11 protein-coding genes and 1 tRNA gene are annotated in these 15,896 nt (G+C 50.5%); 3 read left to right on the top strand and 9 right to left on the bottom strand.

What is annotated here, in order from left to right; all coding sequences use genetic code 11:
- The first annotated feature begins 91 nt into the window (after window positions 1–91).
- Entirely contained in the window at window positions 92–706 is a 615-nt protein-coding gene (locus JM642_RS00500) for a hypothetical protein (protein ID WP_203432498.1), read from the top strand.
- A 116-nt stretch (window positions 707–822) separates the two neighbouring features.
- Window positions 823–2,148 (top strand): M48 family metallopeptidase, encoded by a 1,326-nt coding sequence (locus JM642_RS00495; protein WP_203432497.1) that lies wholly within the window; start codon window positions 823–825, stop codon window positions 2,146–2,148.
- Window positions 2,149–2,237: 89 nt separating this feature from the next.
- Here the strand turns inward: JM642_RS00495 and yedF are convergent, their stop codons facing one another.
- From yedF to fdhD, 3 genes are all read right to left on the bottom strand, one after another.
- Window positions 2,238–2,471: a sulfurtransferase-like selenium metabolism protein YedF gene (gene yedF / locus JM642_RS00490; RefSeq protein WP_011070517.1), complete on the bottom strand. Its 234-nt coding sequence runs from the start codon at window positions 2,469–2,471 to the stop codon at window positions 2,238–2,240.
- Window positions 2,471–3,685: a selenium metabolism membrane protein YedE/FdhT gene (yedE, locus tag JM642_RS00485; protein WP_037416291.1), complete on the bottom strand. Its 1,215-nt coding sequence runs from the start codon at window positions 3,683–3,685 to the stop codon at window positions 2,471–2,473. Before yedE ends, yedF begins: the two co-directional genes overlap by 1 nt.
- Before the next feature lie 110 nt (window positions 3,686–3,795).
- Window positions 3,796–4,632 (bottom strand): formate dehydrogenase accessory sulfurtransferase FdhD, encoded by an 837-nt coding sequence (fdhD, locus tag JM642_RS00480; protein ID WP_172591176.1) that lies wholly within the window; start codon window positions 4,630–4,632, stop codon window positions 3,796–3,798.
- A 141-nt stretch (window positions 4,633–4,773) separates the two neighbouring features.
- Between fdhD and JM642_RS00475 the strand changes: the two genes are divergently transcribed.
- Window positions 4,774–4,868 (top strand) — tRNA-Sec (locus JM642_RS00475).
- A gap of 1,889 nt (window positions 4,869–6,757) precedes the next feature.
- Here JM642_RS00475 and selA read toward each other — a convergent pair.
- From selA to hutH, 6 genes are all read right to left on the bottom strand, one after another.
- Window positions 6,758–8,179: an L-seryl-tRNA(Sec) selenium transferase gene (gene selA / locus JM642_RS00465; protein ID WP_203432496.1), complete on the bottom strand. Its 1,422-nt coding sequence runs from the start codon at window positions 8,177–8,179 to the stop codon at window positions 6,758–6,760.
- Between the two features lie 57 nt (window positions 8,180–8,236).
- Window positions 8,237–9,145, bottom strand: a complete 909-nt coding sequence (gene fdhE / locus JM642_RS00460; protein WP_023265884.1) for a formate dehydrogenase accessory protein FdhE — start codon at window positions 9,143–9,145, stop codon at window positions 8,237–8,239.
- Window positions 9,145–9,786, bottom strand: a complete 642-nt coding sequence (locus JM642_RS00455; protein ID WP_133181952.1) for a formate dehydrogenase subunit gamma — start codon at window positions 9,784–9,786, stop codon at window positions 9,145–9,147. The genes fdhE and JM642_RS00455 overlap by 1 nt, the downstream gene beginning before the upstream one ends.
- Window positions 9,783–10,697, bottom strand: coding sequence for a formate dehydrogenase subunit beta (gene fdxH / locus JM642_RS00450; RefSeq protein WP_275403230.1), 915 nt, complete (start codon window positions 10,695–10,697; stop codon window positions 9,783–9,785). The genes JM642_RS00455 and fdxH overlap by 4 nt, the downstream gene beginning before the upstream one ends.
- Before the next feature lie 2 nt (window positions 10,698–10,699).
- Window positions 10,700–13,714, bottom strand: a complete 3,015-nt coding sequence (fdnG, locus tag JM642_RS00445) for a formate dehydrogenase-N subunit alpha (RefSeq protein ID WP_203432495.1) — start codon at window positions 13,712–13,714, stop codon at window positions 10,700–10,702.
- 608 nt (window positions 13,715–14,322) lie between these two features.
- Window positions 14,323–15,864 (bottom strand): histidine ammonia-lyase, encoded by a 1,542-nt coding sequence (hutH, locus tag JM642_RS00440; protein ID WP_055646902.1) that lies wholly within the window; start codon window positions 15,862–15,864, stop codon window positions 14,323–14,325.
- Window positions 15,865–15,896: the final 32 nt, after the last annotated feature.

Genomic DNA, 15,896 nt, shown 5'->3' with positions numbered 1-15,896 from the left:
TGTGAATGATAAATAAAGAATATTTTATTGGCATGGACTCTGCTTATACAGGTGAGTTAATCACAAACACTTATTCATACAAGGAAGCATTATGAACACACGCACTAAAGTATTTGGCGGCTTATTGATCCTCGCACTTATCCCCTGTGGAATTTTGGCTACACAGCAGACAAGCACTCAGTCATCGACCGAAACCAATATTTCAATCAATAGCAGTAATTATCCTGACTTTTCGTGGATTTATGTACGCCAAGATGGTGAGCTCACGATAGGCGCGGGTGAAAGCCAAGATTGGAACACACTCAAACAACAAGGCAATGCTTACCAAACGGATTACCTGTGGGTTAAGACTGGCGGAAACCGCTATGTGATTACCGATCCAGCCCTTGTAAATCAAGTGAAAGAGGCCGTGCGCCCAATGCAGATCCAAGGCGAAAAAATGCAGCGTCTAGGCGAGCAAATGCAAGTAAAGGGTGATGCTATCAGTGCCGAAACCAACAACCTCTTAGTCAATCTCGCCTCAGGTGAAAAAGATGCTGAGAGTAACGCGCAAATTGAAAGCCTAGGCGCATCGATGGAAGTGATGGGCAAAGAGATGGAGCAACTCGGCGATGAACACCAAAAGCTAGTTAATATAGCCGAAAAGCAGGTTTATGAACTGGCGCAAAACGCGATTAAAAATGGCACCGCCGTATTGGTACCTTAAGCCATTTTTAGTACTTAAAGGTAAATTATCGGTTATTCCAGTTATAGAGATTGAATTTCCTAGTGAAATTGACTATTTTCACGCCGCTTTGTTATTTCACTAGGAAAAGGATCAACATGGAACAAGTGGTTAGTGCAGGGAACGACAACCCTATTCAAATGACCGATACCGTCTATTCGAAGGAAAAGTCACTCTTTACAATTTTAGCGATTATTTCAGGACTGATTTGGGCCGTGCTTATCATAGCCACTAAAGGTCTCGCCCTGATTTATGTGCTGATGTTTTTTATTATCTACCTCTTCACCCACTCGGCGTTTATCAGCTACTTAAAGGGAACGGCGGTTGAGATTAGCCCTGAGCAGTTCCCCGATTTACACAAGCAATACCTCGCCTGCTGTGAGCGTTTAGAGATTAAAGAACCACCGCGCGCCTATCTGTTAGCCGCCGATGGTATGTTAAACGCCCTCGCAACCCGCTTTTTGCGCCGCAACTACATAGTGCTGTTCTCATCAATAGTGGATGCACTTGAGTCGGATAAAGACGCAATTAACTTTTATATCGGTCATGAGCTTGGCCATATTCGCCGTAACCATATTGGCAAAGAACCGCTGTTAGTGTTTGCCACTTGGCTGCCATTGATCGGCGCCGCCTATGCTCGCGCATGTGAATATACCTGTGATTTACACGGCTTGCGCTGCTGCAATAGCTTACGTTCAGCCACCAATGCGGTCGCCGTACTTGCCGCCGGGGTTGAGCAGTGGAAACGGATGAATGTCGATCAATATATTCGCCAAACCCAAGAGTCGAGCGGCTTTTGGATGTCTTTCCATGAGATCAATAGCAGCTATCCTTGGCTGACTAAACGCATGGCAAGAGTACAAGCAACCGCACAAGGCAAAGTGTATACGGCGCCTTCTCGCAGTGTATTTGCCTATCTCTTTAGTTTGTTTATGCCACGTATGGGCACAGCAGGCGGCGGGATTATCATCCTTGCGGCGATTATCGGTGTGGCAGCAGCGGTCGCGATTCCCGCCTATAAGGAATACCAAGAAAAAATGGGCGCAGAGGTAAGTTATGAGGCGCCAACTGATCAAACTCCGGCTTTAACTTTGACAGTTCCCGATACCGATGCTGCGGTTAAACATATAGATCAATTACATCAGTCATTAACGCCCATTACAGATACTTTAACGGCCTACTACCAAGCCCACAAAGCTTGGCCGACAGAATTGGAAGTCCTTGGGCTCACGGATGCACAACTGGCCACCTTTAATCTCTACACCGATGGCATAGTCGGGTTTGTGGGCGGCGAACCCCTAGGGGATTATCAAGACTATGAGGTGTACCTATCGCCACAAGTCGACGAGCAGGATAATGTGACTTGGGTATGTAGCAGTAATGGTATTCCCGACGAGTATTTACCCGTTGATTGCCAAGGCTAAAAACCAAAAGCGCTGCTAATGCAGCGCTTTTTACTGTGTTGTGATTATTTTATTTTAAAAAAAATCAAGCCACACTGAATGCAGTAAGACTAGCGCTGGATCAGATAACGAATCGTTGGTCCATTTTGCTCAATTTCTAGCACTTTATAGCCATGATTCTTGGCATCGAGTGGAATATTATTGATTGACTGCGGGCAGTCACTAATCACTTCTAATATCTCCCCCGGTTTCAGTGTCGGCATGGCCTCAAGGGTGGCCACAGCAGGATAAGGGCAAGGCTCGCCCACCATATCGAGTTGATAATCTGGAATATATTGACTCATTACGCCGCCTCCGCGATCAATTGTTCATCCCGCTTCGCTTTGCGGGCAAAGAAACGTTTTTCCCACAGCAACATGGCCGCAAACGACAATGCCAACAGTAGATAGGTCACTAATAAGCCACCCTTATCGCCAAAGCTTGAAAGCAAGTTAACCTTGTCCCAACTTGTGGCTAATGGCTGGGCTAAATCATCCCAGTAATAGGCCAGCAGGGTTGAACCCAGTACGTTACCTAAACCTACCCACCAGAAATGTACTTGGCCTTCAACGGCGCGGTACATCCAACCCGTCTCACAACCACCCGCCAGCACAATGCCAAATCCAAACAACAGGCCGCCGATCACCGCATTCGGGCCAGCCCACATAATTTTCGGCGGCACACCTAATTGCACATAGCTATAAATCCCGATGGCACTCACCGCCATACCGAGAATAATCGCCTTAGCCATATGGGTGCGTCCGGTGATCCACATATCGCGAAATGCCGAGGTGAAGCAGATTTGCGCCCGTTCAATCAACAAGCCAAAACCCACACCACAGAGCATGGCGATACCCAGCTTAGGCGCATTGAACATAGTCAATAATCCCCAGCCGATAATGGCTGCGAACACTAACATACCGATGCGAAAACGCCGTCTGGCTTGGTTTTCATCCTGTTTGACCGAAGACGCCTTATCGACTTTCTTCAATTTCACTGGAATACGGAACATGGGTAGCAGCGTAAAGCGCGCACCAAAGTAAGAGCCCGCCGCCGTCGCGAGGGCAAAAAACCACGCGTGTAAGGAAAACTGCGGAATACCAGTAAAGAAAGCCGCTAAGTTACAGCCCATCGCCAAGCGCGCACCAAAGCCGGCAATAATACCGCCAATTAATGCCTGAGCGATGCGGATACGGCTCTGTGGCATACGCAGTTTAACGTTATTGGCCCACAGTGCCGCCGCAATACAGCCACCAAACATACCGATGATCATCATGCCGTCGATGCGGTCTAAGGGAGACCCCTGTAAACCTATCACCTTGAAATAACCCCAGGTTTCAGGATTGGCACCCACCAATTGCAGCAAATGCCCACCCCAGCGAGTAAATTCCCCCGTCACCGCCCAGAAGGTGCCCGTTAAACCAAAATAGTAAGTAGAAAGGATACCTGCGGCAATTACCGCAGGCATTGGCGCCCAAAATCGAATCAGATACTGTTGTTTAAATTGTTGCCATGTCATGTCATTACCCTAATGAACGAGACTATAAAAAATAAGCGCAATACGCTTATAACCTGTGTGCCAGAGTGATTGAAGTCGTTCGACAACTTCAATCTCAAGTGGCCTCACGCTTAAATGGCTTTAGCTAAGCTGACACACTGCTGCCCCAACAGGCGATAACCGTGGGTGTAAAGCGTTGCCCTGCCATTACGGCAAAAACCGATAAGCGTGATATTGCTTTTCTCTGCTAATTCCAACGCCAGTGAAGTCACGGCGGACATAGCAAACAGAATTTGGATATTGGCACTAGCGGCCTTTTGCACCATTTCGAAACTGGCACGGCTGGTGAGCAACGCGGCGACAGGACGCTGTGCCTGACGCATTGAAAATCCACCGATTAACTTATCCAGTGCAATGTGCCGACCAATGTCCTCAAAGGCGGCGATGATTTGTCCGTCTTGATCTAAGCCCATGGCAGCATGGGTCGCCCCAGTGAGCTTAAAGTGATGCTGATTTTCCTTAAGTTGCCCAAGAGCGATTTGAAGATGATCGATATTAAATCTGGCATCCGAGTCCACACGGATAACGGGTTTAACCGCCTCTTCTAACTGAGCCACACCGCAAAGACCACAGCCAGTACGCCCCGCCATATTGCGCCGCTGCTGCTTGAGTTCCATAAAGCATCTTTGGGTGATCTCCACCTGAATGAGCACACCTTCGGGGGTGAACTCCAGATCCACCCCTTTGATTTCGTTCACATGGGAAACAATCCGCTCCGACAAGGTAAAGCCAATGGCGAACTCTTCGAGATTTTCAGGGCTGGCGAGCATCACAGTGTGGGAAATGCCGTTGTAGACCAGCGCCACACGCACCTCGTTGGCGACATAATCAGTTAACTCCGATGCCTGTCCCTGTTCTAAAAGGGTCACTTTTATTTCAGTAACCACAGCGTGTGAATGATATTCCATAGCGACCCTCAAAACTCATAAATTCAAATAAAAACAATTAGTTTGCTTGTAAAATACGACTCAAGTCACAAACCACTTAATGAAATGCAAATACGCTTGATTCATGTTTACGCATTTTCTACTATCGCTTGGTCTTCTATTGGAAGAACGTCGTCTCCGGTGAGGCGTCCGGATTTCAAATCCGGGTAGGGCTGCCAGCAGTCCTGGGTAGGTTCGACTCCTATGTTCTTCCGCCAATTCTCATGGGAATAAAATAGTTCCCCATCCCGAATTTCCCGGCTGTTACTGCGATATTTCCTACGGGTAAAACCACTGCGGTCAAAAAACTCCAACAGCTGAATACTGACCTTGCGGCCAAGGCCAATCAGATCCTTAAACTCTGCGGTTTCAAGCTTGCCGTGGGTGTCCACGTGCTCACGTACCAGATTGGCGTAGTGGCACAACTGCTCACTCAGCAAATATCTGTCCTTCACCACCGCGGTAATAAAGCCCTGTTGCACCAGTTGAAAACATAGCAATCTAAGTTTGGCGGGCTCGAGTTCCAGATATTCCCCCATCTCAGTCACCCACACAGGCGACGTTTGCTGCGCCAGCCAAGGGGCTAAGCGCTGCCAGCACTGCTGCGCCTCACTATCAAGAACAATTCTGTGATCCGCCAGCTGTAACAAGGCGCCGCGCAGCACCATTTGTCCCTCTTGGCAGAGGCTATCGAGCACCTTATTGGCTAAATCCTGAGGCAATACGCTGTGGCTCATACGTTGCAGACGATTACGCCCCAGCCCTAATTGGTCTGGGTGCTGTTGGTGATACTCACGTAACAGCTCAATAAATTGCTGTTTTTCTTGCTCAAGTAACTGAGTCGATAGCCCGTAGGCGCCAATTCGAGTCAGCCCCGCCTGCGCTAACATGGCGGCCAGCCCTTCATAGGTTAGCTGCCAGCGCCAATGGATTTCATCGATACTGAGCGCTTCAGTCTGGCCGAGTAGCGCTAGCACATTCACCGGATTGGAGAGCTGAGCCAGCTGTTGCAACTTACAGACACGCTCCGGCGTACGCTTCTTACGATTGGGGACTTTTAATGCCAGCACCCGCCCCGCGCCCAGCGTTTGCTTACCGCCAATATGCCTGAGCACTATCGGGTCGTCCTGACACAGCAGCAGCGGCTTATCCAGCACAATTTCGGCCAGATAACACCCCTGCTCATCGGCTTCATCCAGAAGCGATACTCGCCCTAAGGTATGGTCGGCACCGTGGTGACAGTGCACATTTTGCCAATGGGTTAAGGGTTCAAAACTGCGGATCTGCACTACAGGTCTGGCGCAAAGCTCAGCCTGAGGCAGGCTGCTTAACCAGTCGCCGCGGGCGGGCGCCCTGTGGTTATCAACACCAGTAAGATTCAAAGCGACCCGAGTGCCACTTAAGGCTCTATGGACCTCCATCCCTTGGCAGTGAATGCCGCGCACCCGTAGTTTGGCCTTTTGGCCTGAACTGTAGAGACTATCGCCGATACACACACTGCCGCTAATCACAGTGCCCGTGACTACACAGCCCGCACCTTTAACGCTAAAGGCGCGATCGAGCGTCATCCTAAAGCTGCTGGCATCTTCCGCTTGGGTCGATTGCTGCTCGGCAATCTCTAAAATATGTTGCTTAAGAGTGTCTACCCCCGCATCGCCTACATCATTCGCGCAAACCTCAAACACACCACTGGCCTCAATACCGTATTCAGCAAGCAGTGCCATCCCCTCTAGAGTCAACTTGGCGGCGGTTTGGTCATCGACCAAATCCCGCTTGGTCAGCACTAAGGTCAAACTATTGAGCGGTAAAAGCGCGAGGATTTGCAGATGTTCGCGGGTTTGTGGCATCACGCCGTCGTCACAGGCCAACACCAGCAGCGCGTGACGCACATGGCTCACGCCCACCAGCATGTTATTGATGAATTTTTCATGGCCGGGCACATCGATAAAAGCTAAGCGAGTGCCATCTCGCAGTGGCATAAAGGCGTAGCCGAGATCAATGGTCATGCCACGGCGTTTTTCTTCGGGGAGCCTGTCGGTGTTCATCCCCGTCAAGGCACGGATCAGCGTGCTCTTGCCGTGGTCGACGTGGCCCGCGGTGACCATAATCATAGCTGCACACCTAAGGTGCTGAGTTCAGCTAACAATTCGGCCTCATCATCGATACCGCGCAAGTCGAGACGAAGTTGATCTTGGGTCATACGGCCAATCACAGGGCGCTGCGCCTGCTTAAAATGCTGCTCAAGCAACGTTAAACTGCCGCCCTCTTGCGCGTTAAAGCACAGGGCGATTGAGGGTAAAAAGGTATCGGGCTGCGAACCGCTACCGACTTGGGTTTGGCACTCCACTAATTCGATGCCATAGCTCGGGGCAAACAGCGGTGCTAAGGTGCGCTGCAAGCGCTCACCGATTTGACGCAACTCAGCTTGGCTGCGGGCAAACTTAGCCATAATCGGCAGTTCTTTGTCTAAGGTTTCGGGGTTGAGATAGTGGATCAGCGTTGCCTCGAGCGCCGCTAGAATCAGCTTGTCGCAGCGCAATGCACGCTTTAGCGGATGGCTTTGAAGCTTATTAATCAGCGCCTGCTTACCGACAATCAAACCCGATTGCGGGCCGCCGAGGAGTTTATCGCCGGAGAAGCTAACCAAATCGACCCCATCCGCCAGCATGGCTTGGGGCGTCGGCTCTTGTTTCAGGCCAAAACGGCGTAAGTCGGTGAGTGAACCACTGCCAAGATCCGAGATCAACGCAATACCGCGCTCGCGGCAAAGTTGGCCTAATCTGGCCTCATCCACCGAAGCGGTAAAGCCACTGATATGGTAGTTGCTGGTATGCACCTTCATGATAGCTGCGGTATTTTCGGTTATCGCCTGCTCATAGTCCTTAAGGTGAGTACGGTTAGTACTGCCGACCTCCACTAAGGTGCAGCCCGCTTGGCGCATAATGTCTGGAATGCGAAAGGCGCCGCCGATTTCCACCAGCTCACCGCGGGAGACAATCACTTCTTTGCCCGCCGCGACCGCCGACAACATCAGCAGCACAGCGGCGGCGTTGTTATTCACCACACAGCAGGCTTCAGCGCCTGTTAGGCGCTGGATTAATCCACTAATGGCATTATCTCGATGGCCGCGCTCACCGGCGGCTAATTCAAATTCCAGCGGCGTGGGATAACGCATCACAGAGGTCACCGCCCGAATGGCCGCCTCAGACTGCTGGGCGCGGCCAAGATTGGTATGCAGGATGGTTCCCGTGAGGTTCCACACGGGCTTAAGACTATGGCTATAGTCCTTAGACAATTGATCAACCAAATATCCGTTCAATAACGCCGGGTTAGCACACCAAGCGGGTAAACGTCGCTCCTGGGCAATCAGCTCACGCGCCGTGCGTAACTGGCTATCCAACGCCGCTTTTACTGCTGCTTTACCATAGCGTTGCAGCAAAGGGGCTAACGCCGCATCGGCGAGCAGACTGTCCATCGACGGCAGCGCGCGGTACAGGGCTTGGGGTGTATCGGGTACTTGGGTCATCATTTGTATCATCTTGATAAATATAAGGGGAAGGACTCGGTGAGCCCTTCCCGACTTTGGTTATTGCTCAGTTTCGTGGGCCAGCAGCAATGGATTGACCGTGGTCGCCCCAAAGCCCTTGGCATTTAGCTCACTGTCGAGCATCAGGGTCGCTAAGTCGTCGGCCGCCACATCCATCAGCGGTGACTTTTCAACGAACAGCATCTTGGTGTAACCATGGCATTCGTCGCAGCTCTCGATGCGCACCTGCGCCTTAGCATCATCGAATGACCAGAGCGTCGTCCCTTTATCCTGACCACAGCTAGTGCAGTGGGCGCGAATGTAATGCCATTCGCTCTCGCACAGACTGCAATGCAGATAACGCAAACCCGCTCTCGGCTGGTCGACGATTACGCTCGCCACAGGATGACAGCCGCAAATCGGGCATAGGTTCTGCTGCACGACTTTGCGTTGATCGATCCGTTTAATCACCATAGGTGCCCAATGGGACCAGTAGACCCCCATCGCCGCCCAGATAAACAAACTGAAGCGTGCGGGGACTTCGCTCATATGTCCCTGACGCAGTGCACTGCCCCATGAGGTGAGTTGCTCTGGAGATTGCTGCATCAACAAACGCAGCACTCGCGCCATATCCTCATCCACCTGCGGCAGCAGATCGCTTAACAGTTGTTGTAGCAGTCCTTGCCAGTAGCTATCTGCCTCTGAACCCAAGTGGGAAAGCGGAATCGCTTCATCTTTCCCCCAAGCGAGAAGCTGACCGAAGTCAGCCTCCGCCGCCAATCTGGCCTGAATCGCAACCACACGGCGGCATAGCTCAAAGTAGTCGGCCAGCGGCGAGTCCTTGGCCAACGACAGCAAACGCTGCGCCCGTCTGTGATAAACAGCTTTAGGGTCCACCGCCTTTATGGGTTTAAGCTCCAGCGGCGATTCGCTGCCGGGGACCATAGGTATCTCGGCTGTATGACTCATTAATGTTTCTCCACGTCCGAATGTTCATCCAACATCAGCGGATGATGTTTACGGCACCACGCCTTAGAGACTTTGCCGTAAAGCATGCCTGTGATAGAACCTTCCACCCAGGTCGCCATCCAAAAGTGCACCATCACAAACATCAGCATGATCAAGGCGCTAATGGCATGCAGCACGATCGCCCAGCCCACTACAGTGGCCGAGAAGTAAGGCGCAAAGTAGGGTTGCCACATGATGAATCCCGTCACGGTTAAGGTGATAGACGTCAGCACGAAGGCACGGAACAGCACTTTCTGGCCAGGGTTGTAATGGCCGATAGGCGGGATTTTTTCCTCGTTCTCGAACATCACGTCCTTGATGGCGAGCATCCAAGCCAGATCGTGTTTTTCCCATTTGTTGTGGTGGTAATAACGCACCAACATCAACATCAGCGGTAAACACATCATCAGGCCAGCAATTGGGTGAATAAACTTCGCCAATTGCGGTGTGCCCGCTATCGCGCCCAACCATTGGAAGGAGGGATAGAAGAAGGAAAAGCCCGTCAGAAACGTGACTAGCCCCACGGCCACAATGAACCAATGACAGATGCGGTCGAACAGTTTGTGACGCACTACCATTTCTTGCTTGTTATGCTTGCTCATTTCTTGGCCTCCTCTTCCGCTTGCGCCTTGTCCTCTGGCGGCTGATAGCCGGGTTGGTCCTCTTCCACTATGTTGCGACCAACGGTGATCTTATGCAGGCAGGCCACAGCCGCCGTGGCAAGAAGTCCGACAGTACCTAGTGGTTTCACCCAGTCCTGCCACAGGGTGACAGATAATGGGATTTGCGGATCCTTTGGCATTTCGTAGGTTTCAGGCTGAGTGACATCGTGCAATATCATCAGCATGCCTGTGCCACCCACGCCCTCAGGGTTGTAGAGTCCAGCCTTGGCAAAACCGCGTTCTTTCAGCTCGTTAACACGCTTTTCGGAGTAGAACAGCATGTCTTCGCGCGTGCCAAAACGTAGCGCACCCGTGGTACAGGACTTCACGCAGGAAGGTTCGAGTCCAACAGCCAAACGGTCAGAACACATAGTGCACTTGTAGGCTTTGTTGTCGACGGCGCTGATCTTCGGGATATCGAATGGACAGGCACTGGCACAATAACCACAGCCAATACATTTGTCCGAATCGAAATCCACAGTGCCATTGGCATGCTGAACAATCGCGCCAGAGGTAGAACAGGCCTTCAAGCAGGCGGGATCCGCACAGTGCATACAAGCACTGTGGGTAAACTGCCAACGTAATTTGCCTTGGTCTTCGATCTCGTTGAACTTCATCAGGGTCCAGCACTCTGGCGACAGAGATGCTGGGTTTTGATAAGTCCCTTGGAACGAACCCACCTCTTCACGCAGGTCATTCCATTCTGAGCAAGCGACCTGACAGGCTTTACAACCATTACACTTAGTCGCGTCAAACAGCTTCGCAATTTGCTTCACGCCACCGACTCTCGCCTGTGCAGGTGGAGTCGCTTGCGAAGTGCCGGAACGTTGAATGATATCTTGAGTCGCCATTATCAGACCTCCGCCTTTTCAACATTCACGAGGAACGCTTTGTACTCAGGCACACCCGTGTTGGCATCACCCATCTCAGTGGTAAGGACGTTACAGCTATAGGCCTTACGTGTAAGCGCGTTATGGCTACCGTGACGTGGAATACCTAGCGTGTGTACCGTTTGACCATTAACCTGCAATGGGCGCATACGCTTGGTCACTAAGGCTTTGGTGAGAATGTGGCCACGTTTCGAGCTCACTTTCACCCAATCGCCATTCTTGATGCCTTTTTCTGCCGCCAATTGCTCATTCATTTCCACAAAGGTCTCTGGCATGGCAATCGCCGCTAAACGGCAGTGTGTCGTCCAGAAGTTAAAGTGTTCTGTGAGTGAGTAAGTGGTACAGGCGTAGGGATATTCCTCTTTAGTACCTATGGTCTCTTTCACCCCTTCGAACCAACGCAGTACAGGGCTGTGCACCACATTGGGATGCAGTGGGTTAGTACCGATAGGCGATTCGACAGGCTCGTAATGCTCTGGGAACGGTCCTTCTTTAAGCAGTTTGAGCGCGAAGAAACGACCCACGCCGTCAGCCTGCATAATGAAAGGATGCGCACTTTCCTGTGGATTCAACTTGGCATTGAAGTCGGGCACGTCTATCCCTTCCCACTTGCCGTCTTTCCACTCGACAATCTTACGGTGCTCATCCCAAGGTTTACCGTTCACATCACAAGAGGCACGGTTGTAGAGGACGCGGCGGTTAAGCGGCCATGCGAAGGCCCAGCCCGGCGTAATACCTTTACCCGATGGGTCATGGTTATCGCGGCGAGCCATTTGGTTACCGGCTTCGGTCCAAGAACCCGCGTAAATCCAACAGGCACTCGCGGTACTGCCATCGGCCTTCAGTTCAGCAAAGCTGCTGATCTGACGCTTGGTCGCGACGTCGTAACCATTCAACTCTTTCGTCAATTCGATAGCGCTAGGGTTGTGCGGATCGGTATAGTTCCAGTTAATCGCTTGAATCGGCTCAGGCAGTTTGCCGCCCTCTTCGCGATATAACTTTCTCAACTCCAGCAGCAGACCAGACACAATCTCTGAGTCCGACATCGCTTCGCCTGGAGGATTAGCGCCTTTATAGTGCCATTGCATCCAACGACCAGAGTTAACGATCGAACCTTCTTCCTCCGCAAACACTGTCGCAGGTAGGCGGAATACTTCGGTTTGAATACTGGCGGTATCGACCTCGTTATAACCAGGCTCGTTTTGCCAGAAGGTGGCGGTTTCCGATGACAAGTTATCAAGCACCACTAAGTACTTAAGGTTACTCAGTGCTTTGATGTTCTTATTACGGTTAGGCATTGAGTTAATGGCGTTAACCCCTTGCACAATACAACCGTTCACTTTGCCACGGTACATCATGTCCAGATGCTTACCGAAATCATACATCTGGTCCCACTTCGGCAACCACTGATAACCGAACTCGTTTTCAGGCGTCGCATTCTCGCCCCAGAAGGCTTTGAGCAAGGACACATAAAACTTCGGATAGTTTTGCCAGTAGTTGGTTTGACCTGGGCGCAATGGCTTAGGTGTGTTCGCCGCCAAGTGAGCTGCTAAGGTAGGTTCTTTATCGTTTGGCAGTTTAAGGTAACCGGGTAAACTTTGGGCCAGTAGCCCCATGTCGGTTGAACCTTGAACGTTGGCGTGACCGCGCAATGCGTTAACACCACCGCCTAACTGACCAATGTTGCCCAGTAATAACTGGATCATCGCCATAGAACGGATGTTCTGCGCACCTTTACTATGATGGGTCCAGCCCAGCGCATACATAAATGTCGCCACACGATCTTTAGTATGAGTGCTCGCAATGGCGTCACATACCACTTGGTAATCTTCGGTTGGTGTACCAGTGATATTACTTACCGTTGCAAAATCATAACGTTCTACGTGTTGTTTGAGTAAGTTCCACACACAACGCGGGTGCTCAAGTGTTTCATCCACTTTGGCATAGCCGTCTTCGTCGAGTTGGTAGAACCAGGATTCTTTGTTGTACTCGCCTTTTGCTTCATCAAAGCCTGAGAATAGGCCGTCATGGAAGTCAAAATCATCCCGCACCAGATAACTGGCGTTGGTATAGGCTTTCACATAATCGAAGTTTACTTGATTGGTCGAAATCAAATAACGGATCACACCCAGAAGGAATGCAATGTCAGTTCCTGAGCGGATTGGGGCATAGTGATCTGCCAATGACGCACTGCGGTTGAAACGTGGGTCAACCACAATCAACTTAGCATTGTTATGCTGCATAGCTTCCGTAACCCAGCCGAATCCGACAGGGTGAGCTTCTGCGGCATTACCGCCCATAATAATCACTACGTTTGAATTTTTAATATCGATCCAGTGGTTGGTCATGGCACCACGTCCAAATGTCGGAGCAAGACTTGCTACCGTTGGAGAGTGTCAGTTACGTGCAATAGTATCGATAGCTACAAGGCCTAAAGCGCGAGCAAATTTTTGTGTCGCTAAGCCACTTTCATTGGCCATGCCGGATGAAGTCATCATCCCTGTGGTTAACCAACGGTTAACCGTTACGCCATCGGCGTTCTTTTCAATCAGGTTCGCATCACGGTCATCTTTCATTAAACGAGCAATACGTTTAAAGGCATCATGCCAGCTGATCCGTTCCCACTTGTTGCTGCCGGGGGCGCGATATTCTGGATACTGTAAACGGTGTGGACTGTTAACATAATCCACAAGGCCTGCACCCTTTGAGCACAATGCGCCTCGGTTTACTGGATGATCGGCATCACCCTCGATATGGAAAATAGCATGTTCAGAGTTTTTACCCCCGCTGCCTTGGCTGTACATCAGCAGGCCACAACCTACCGAGCAATACGGACAGTTGTTACGGGTTTCTTTGGCTCCGATCAGCTTAAACTCTCGCACTGCTGCATAGGCCTTTTCGGACATCAATCCCAGCGCTGAAATCGCTGAGGTTGCCGCTCCGGCCGCACACAGTTTAAAAAACTGGCGTCTGTTCATAGCGTTATCTCACACTTTTGTCGTTATGAGTTTGGTAATTGCAGTGGTAACGCTGCAATCGTTTGAGTGAGTCAATAAAGACCTCACTTAATTTAAGATTATCCTTAAAGTGAAAATAGATAACAAATAATGACATGAGATCAAGATCTCAATTCGCCAGCTACAGAGCAAACAACCATTAAATAGATTTTAAATATTATTTTTTAGAATTTAATTCCATAATTGCGAAACAAATTATGATATAAACCTAAAAACCACCAAAAGACATTTTGTCCACATATCAAGACCCATTTTGTCTCACAATGGCATGTTAAGGTTATATAAGGTGTAGATTTAAAGCCGAAACGAAATAAGAGATGGTTAAAAACACCTCATATTTACCGGTTTTGGATGGATAGACAGCTCTCAAAGCTGACAATGTAAAGATTGGATAAAAAAGCACTCATCCTGCGGTGTTAAACACACCTAAAGTACAAAGTGCAAAAACAGCGAAATCGCCGCATAAGATAGACAAAAGGCATAGCAAATCGCTATGCCTTTCACTTTATTGGTCGCTTGCTTCAGCACTTTTCACCCGCTGAGGGGTTATCGGCACCAAAGACTATGCATTACAGACTCGGCAATACGCCTTGGGGCAAGTAAGTATTAAAGCTGGCGGTATAAAGCAGATCCGTTGCCGCTTCGATATCCGGCGCGAAGTATCTGTCTTTATCGTAGTAGGCAACCACTTCGCGTAGCTCGGCTTTGGCCTTAGCCACTGCATCACTTGGCGCTAATGGTGCACGGAAATCCAACCCTTGGGCGGCCGCTAACAATTCAATCGCTAATACGCCGCGGGTGTTTTCACTCATATCCCGCAAACGGCGCGCCGCAAAGGTCGCCATAGAAACGTGATCTTCTTGGTTTGCCGAGGTTGGTAAACTGTCTACCGAAGCTGGATGGGCGTAAGTTTTGTTTTCAGAGGCCAATGCCGCCGCCGTCACTTGGGCGATCATAAAGCCCGAGTTCACCCCGCCGTTTTTCACTAGGAATGGTGGCAATTTAGACAGGCTAGAGTCGATAAGCAGCGCAATACGACGCTCTGCAATCGCGCCTAATTCGGCAATCGCAATCGCCAAATTATCCGCAGCCATAGCGACTGGTTCGGCGTGGAAGTTACCGCCAGAGATAATATCGCCAGTATCTTGAAATACCAGCGGGTTATCGGTCACGCCATTGGCCTCAGTGCCTAACACTTCCGCCGCTTGGCGAATTTGCGTTAAGCAAGCGCCTAGCACCTGTGGTTGGCAGCGCAGTGAGTAAGGATCTTGTACCTTTTCACAGTTTGCATGGCTTAAGCTGATTTCAGACTCTTCACCCAACAGATGACGGAACACCATAGCTGAATCGATTTGACCTTTTTGACCACGGGCCGCATGGATGCGTGGGTCAAACGGACTGCGGCTACCCATGGCCGCCTCAACGCTCATCGCGCCAATCACTGAGCTGGCAGCAAACAAGTCTTCAGCGTGGAACAAGCCTTCCAGCGCCAGCGCGGTAGAAGCCTGAGTACCGTTGAGCAGGGCTAAGCCTTCCTTCGCGGCTAAATCGATTGGCTTGAGGCCAGCGATTTCTAAGCCTTCGGCGGCCGAAATAATCTGCCCTTGATAGCTCATCTCGCCTTCACCCAAGAGCGGCAGACACATATGGGCTAACGGCGCTAAGTCACCAGAGGCACCCACAGAACCTTTTTCAGGCACGCAAGGATAAACCTCGGCATTCACTAAGCTGATAAGGAAGTTAATCACTTCTAAACGGATACCCGAGAAGCCACGGCTTAAGGAGTTGATCTTTAACACCATCATCAAGCGCACAGTGGCGTCCTGCATGTATTGGCCCGTGCCCGCTGCGTGGGATAACACGATAGAGCGTTGCAGTAATTGCAGATCTTCCGGGGCAATCTTAGTGTTGGCCAGCAGACCAAAACCTGTGTTGATACCATAAACGGTGCGGCCTTCATCCAATACCTTTTGCACGATTTGCGCGCTGGTGTTGATGTCGTTTATCGCCTCTGGCGCCAGTTCGAGAGTCAGTTTATGGCGGCTGATTTCACGCAGTTGCGCCAGACTTAAGCTGCCGGGCGTTAATACTAAATGATTGACTGATTTCATTTTTATATCCGTATTCTTGTCGTTGTTTTTCA

The organism is Shewanella sp. LZH-2 (genome assembly GCF_016859145.1).
GTDB classification, from domain to species: Bacteria; Pseudomonadota; Gammaproteobacteria; order Enterobacterales; family Shewanellaceae; genus Shewanella; species Shewanella xiamenensis.
This window is presented reverse-complemented; position numbering and strand designations above follow the sequence as displayed.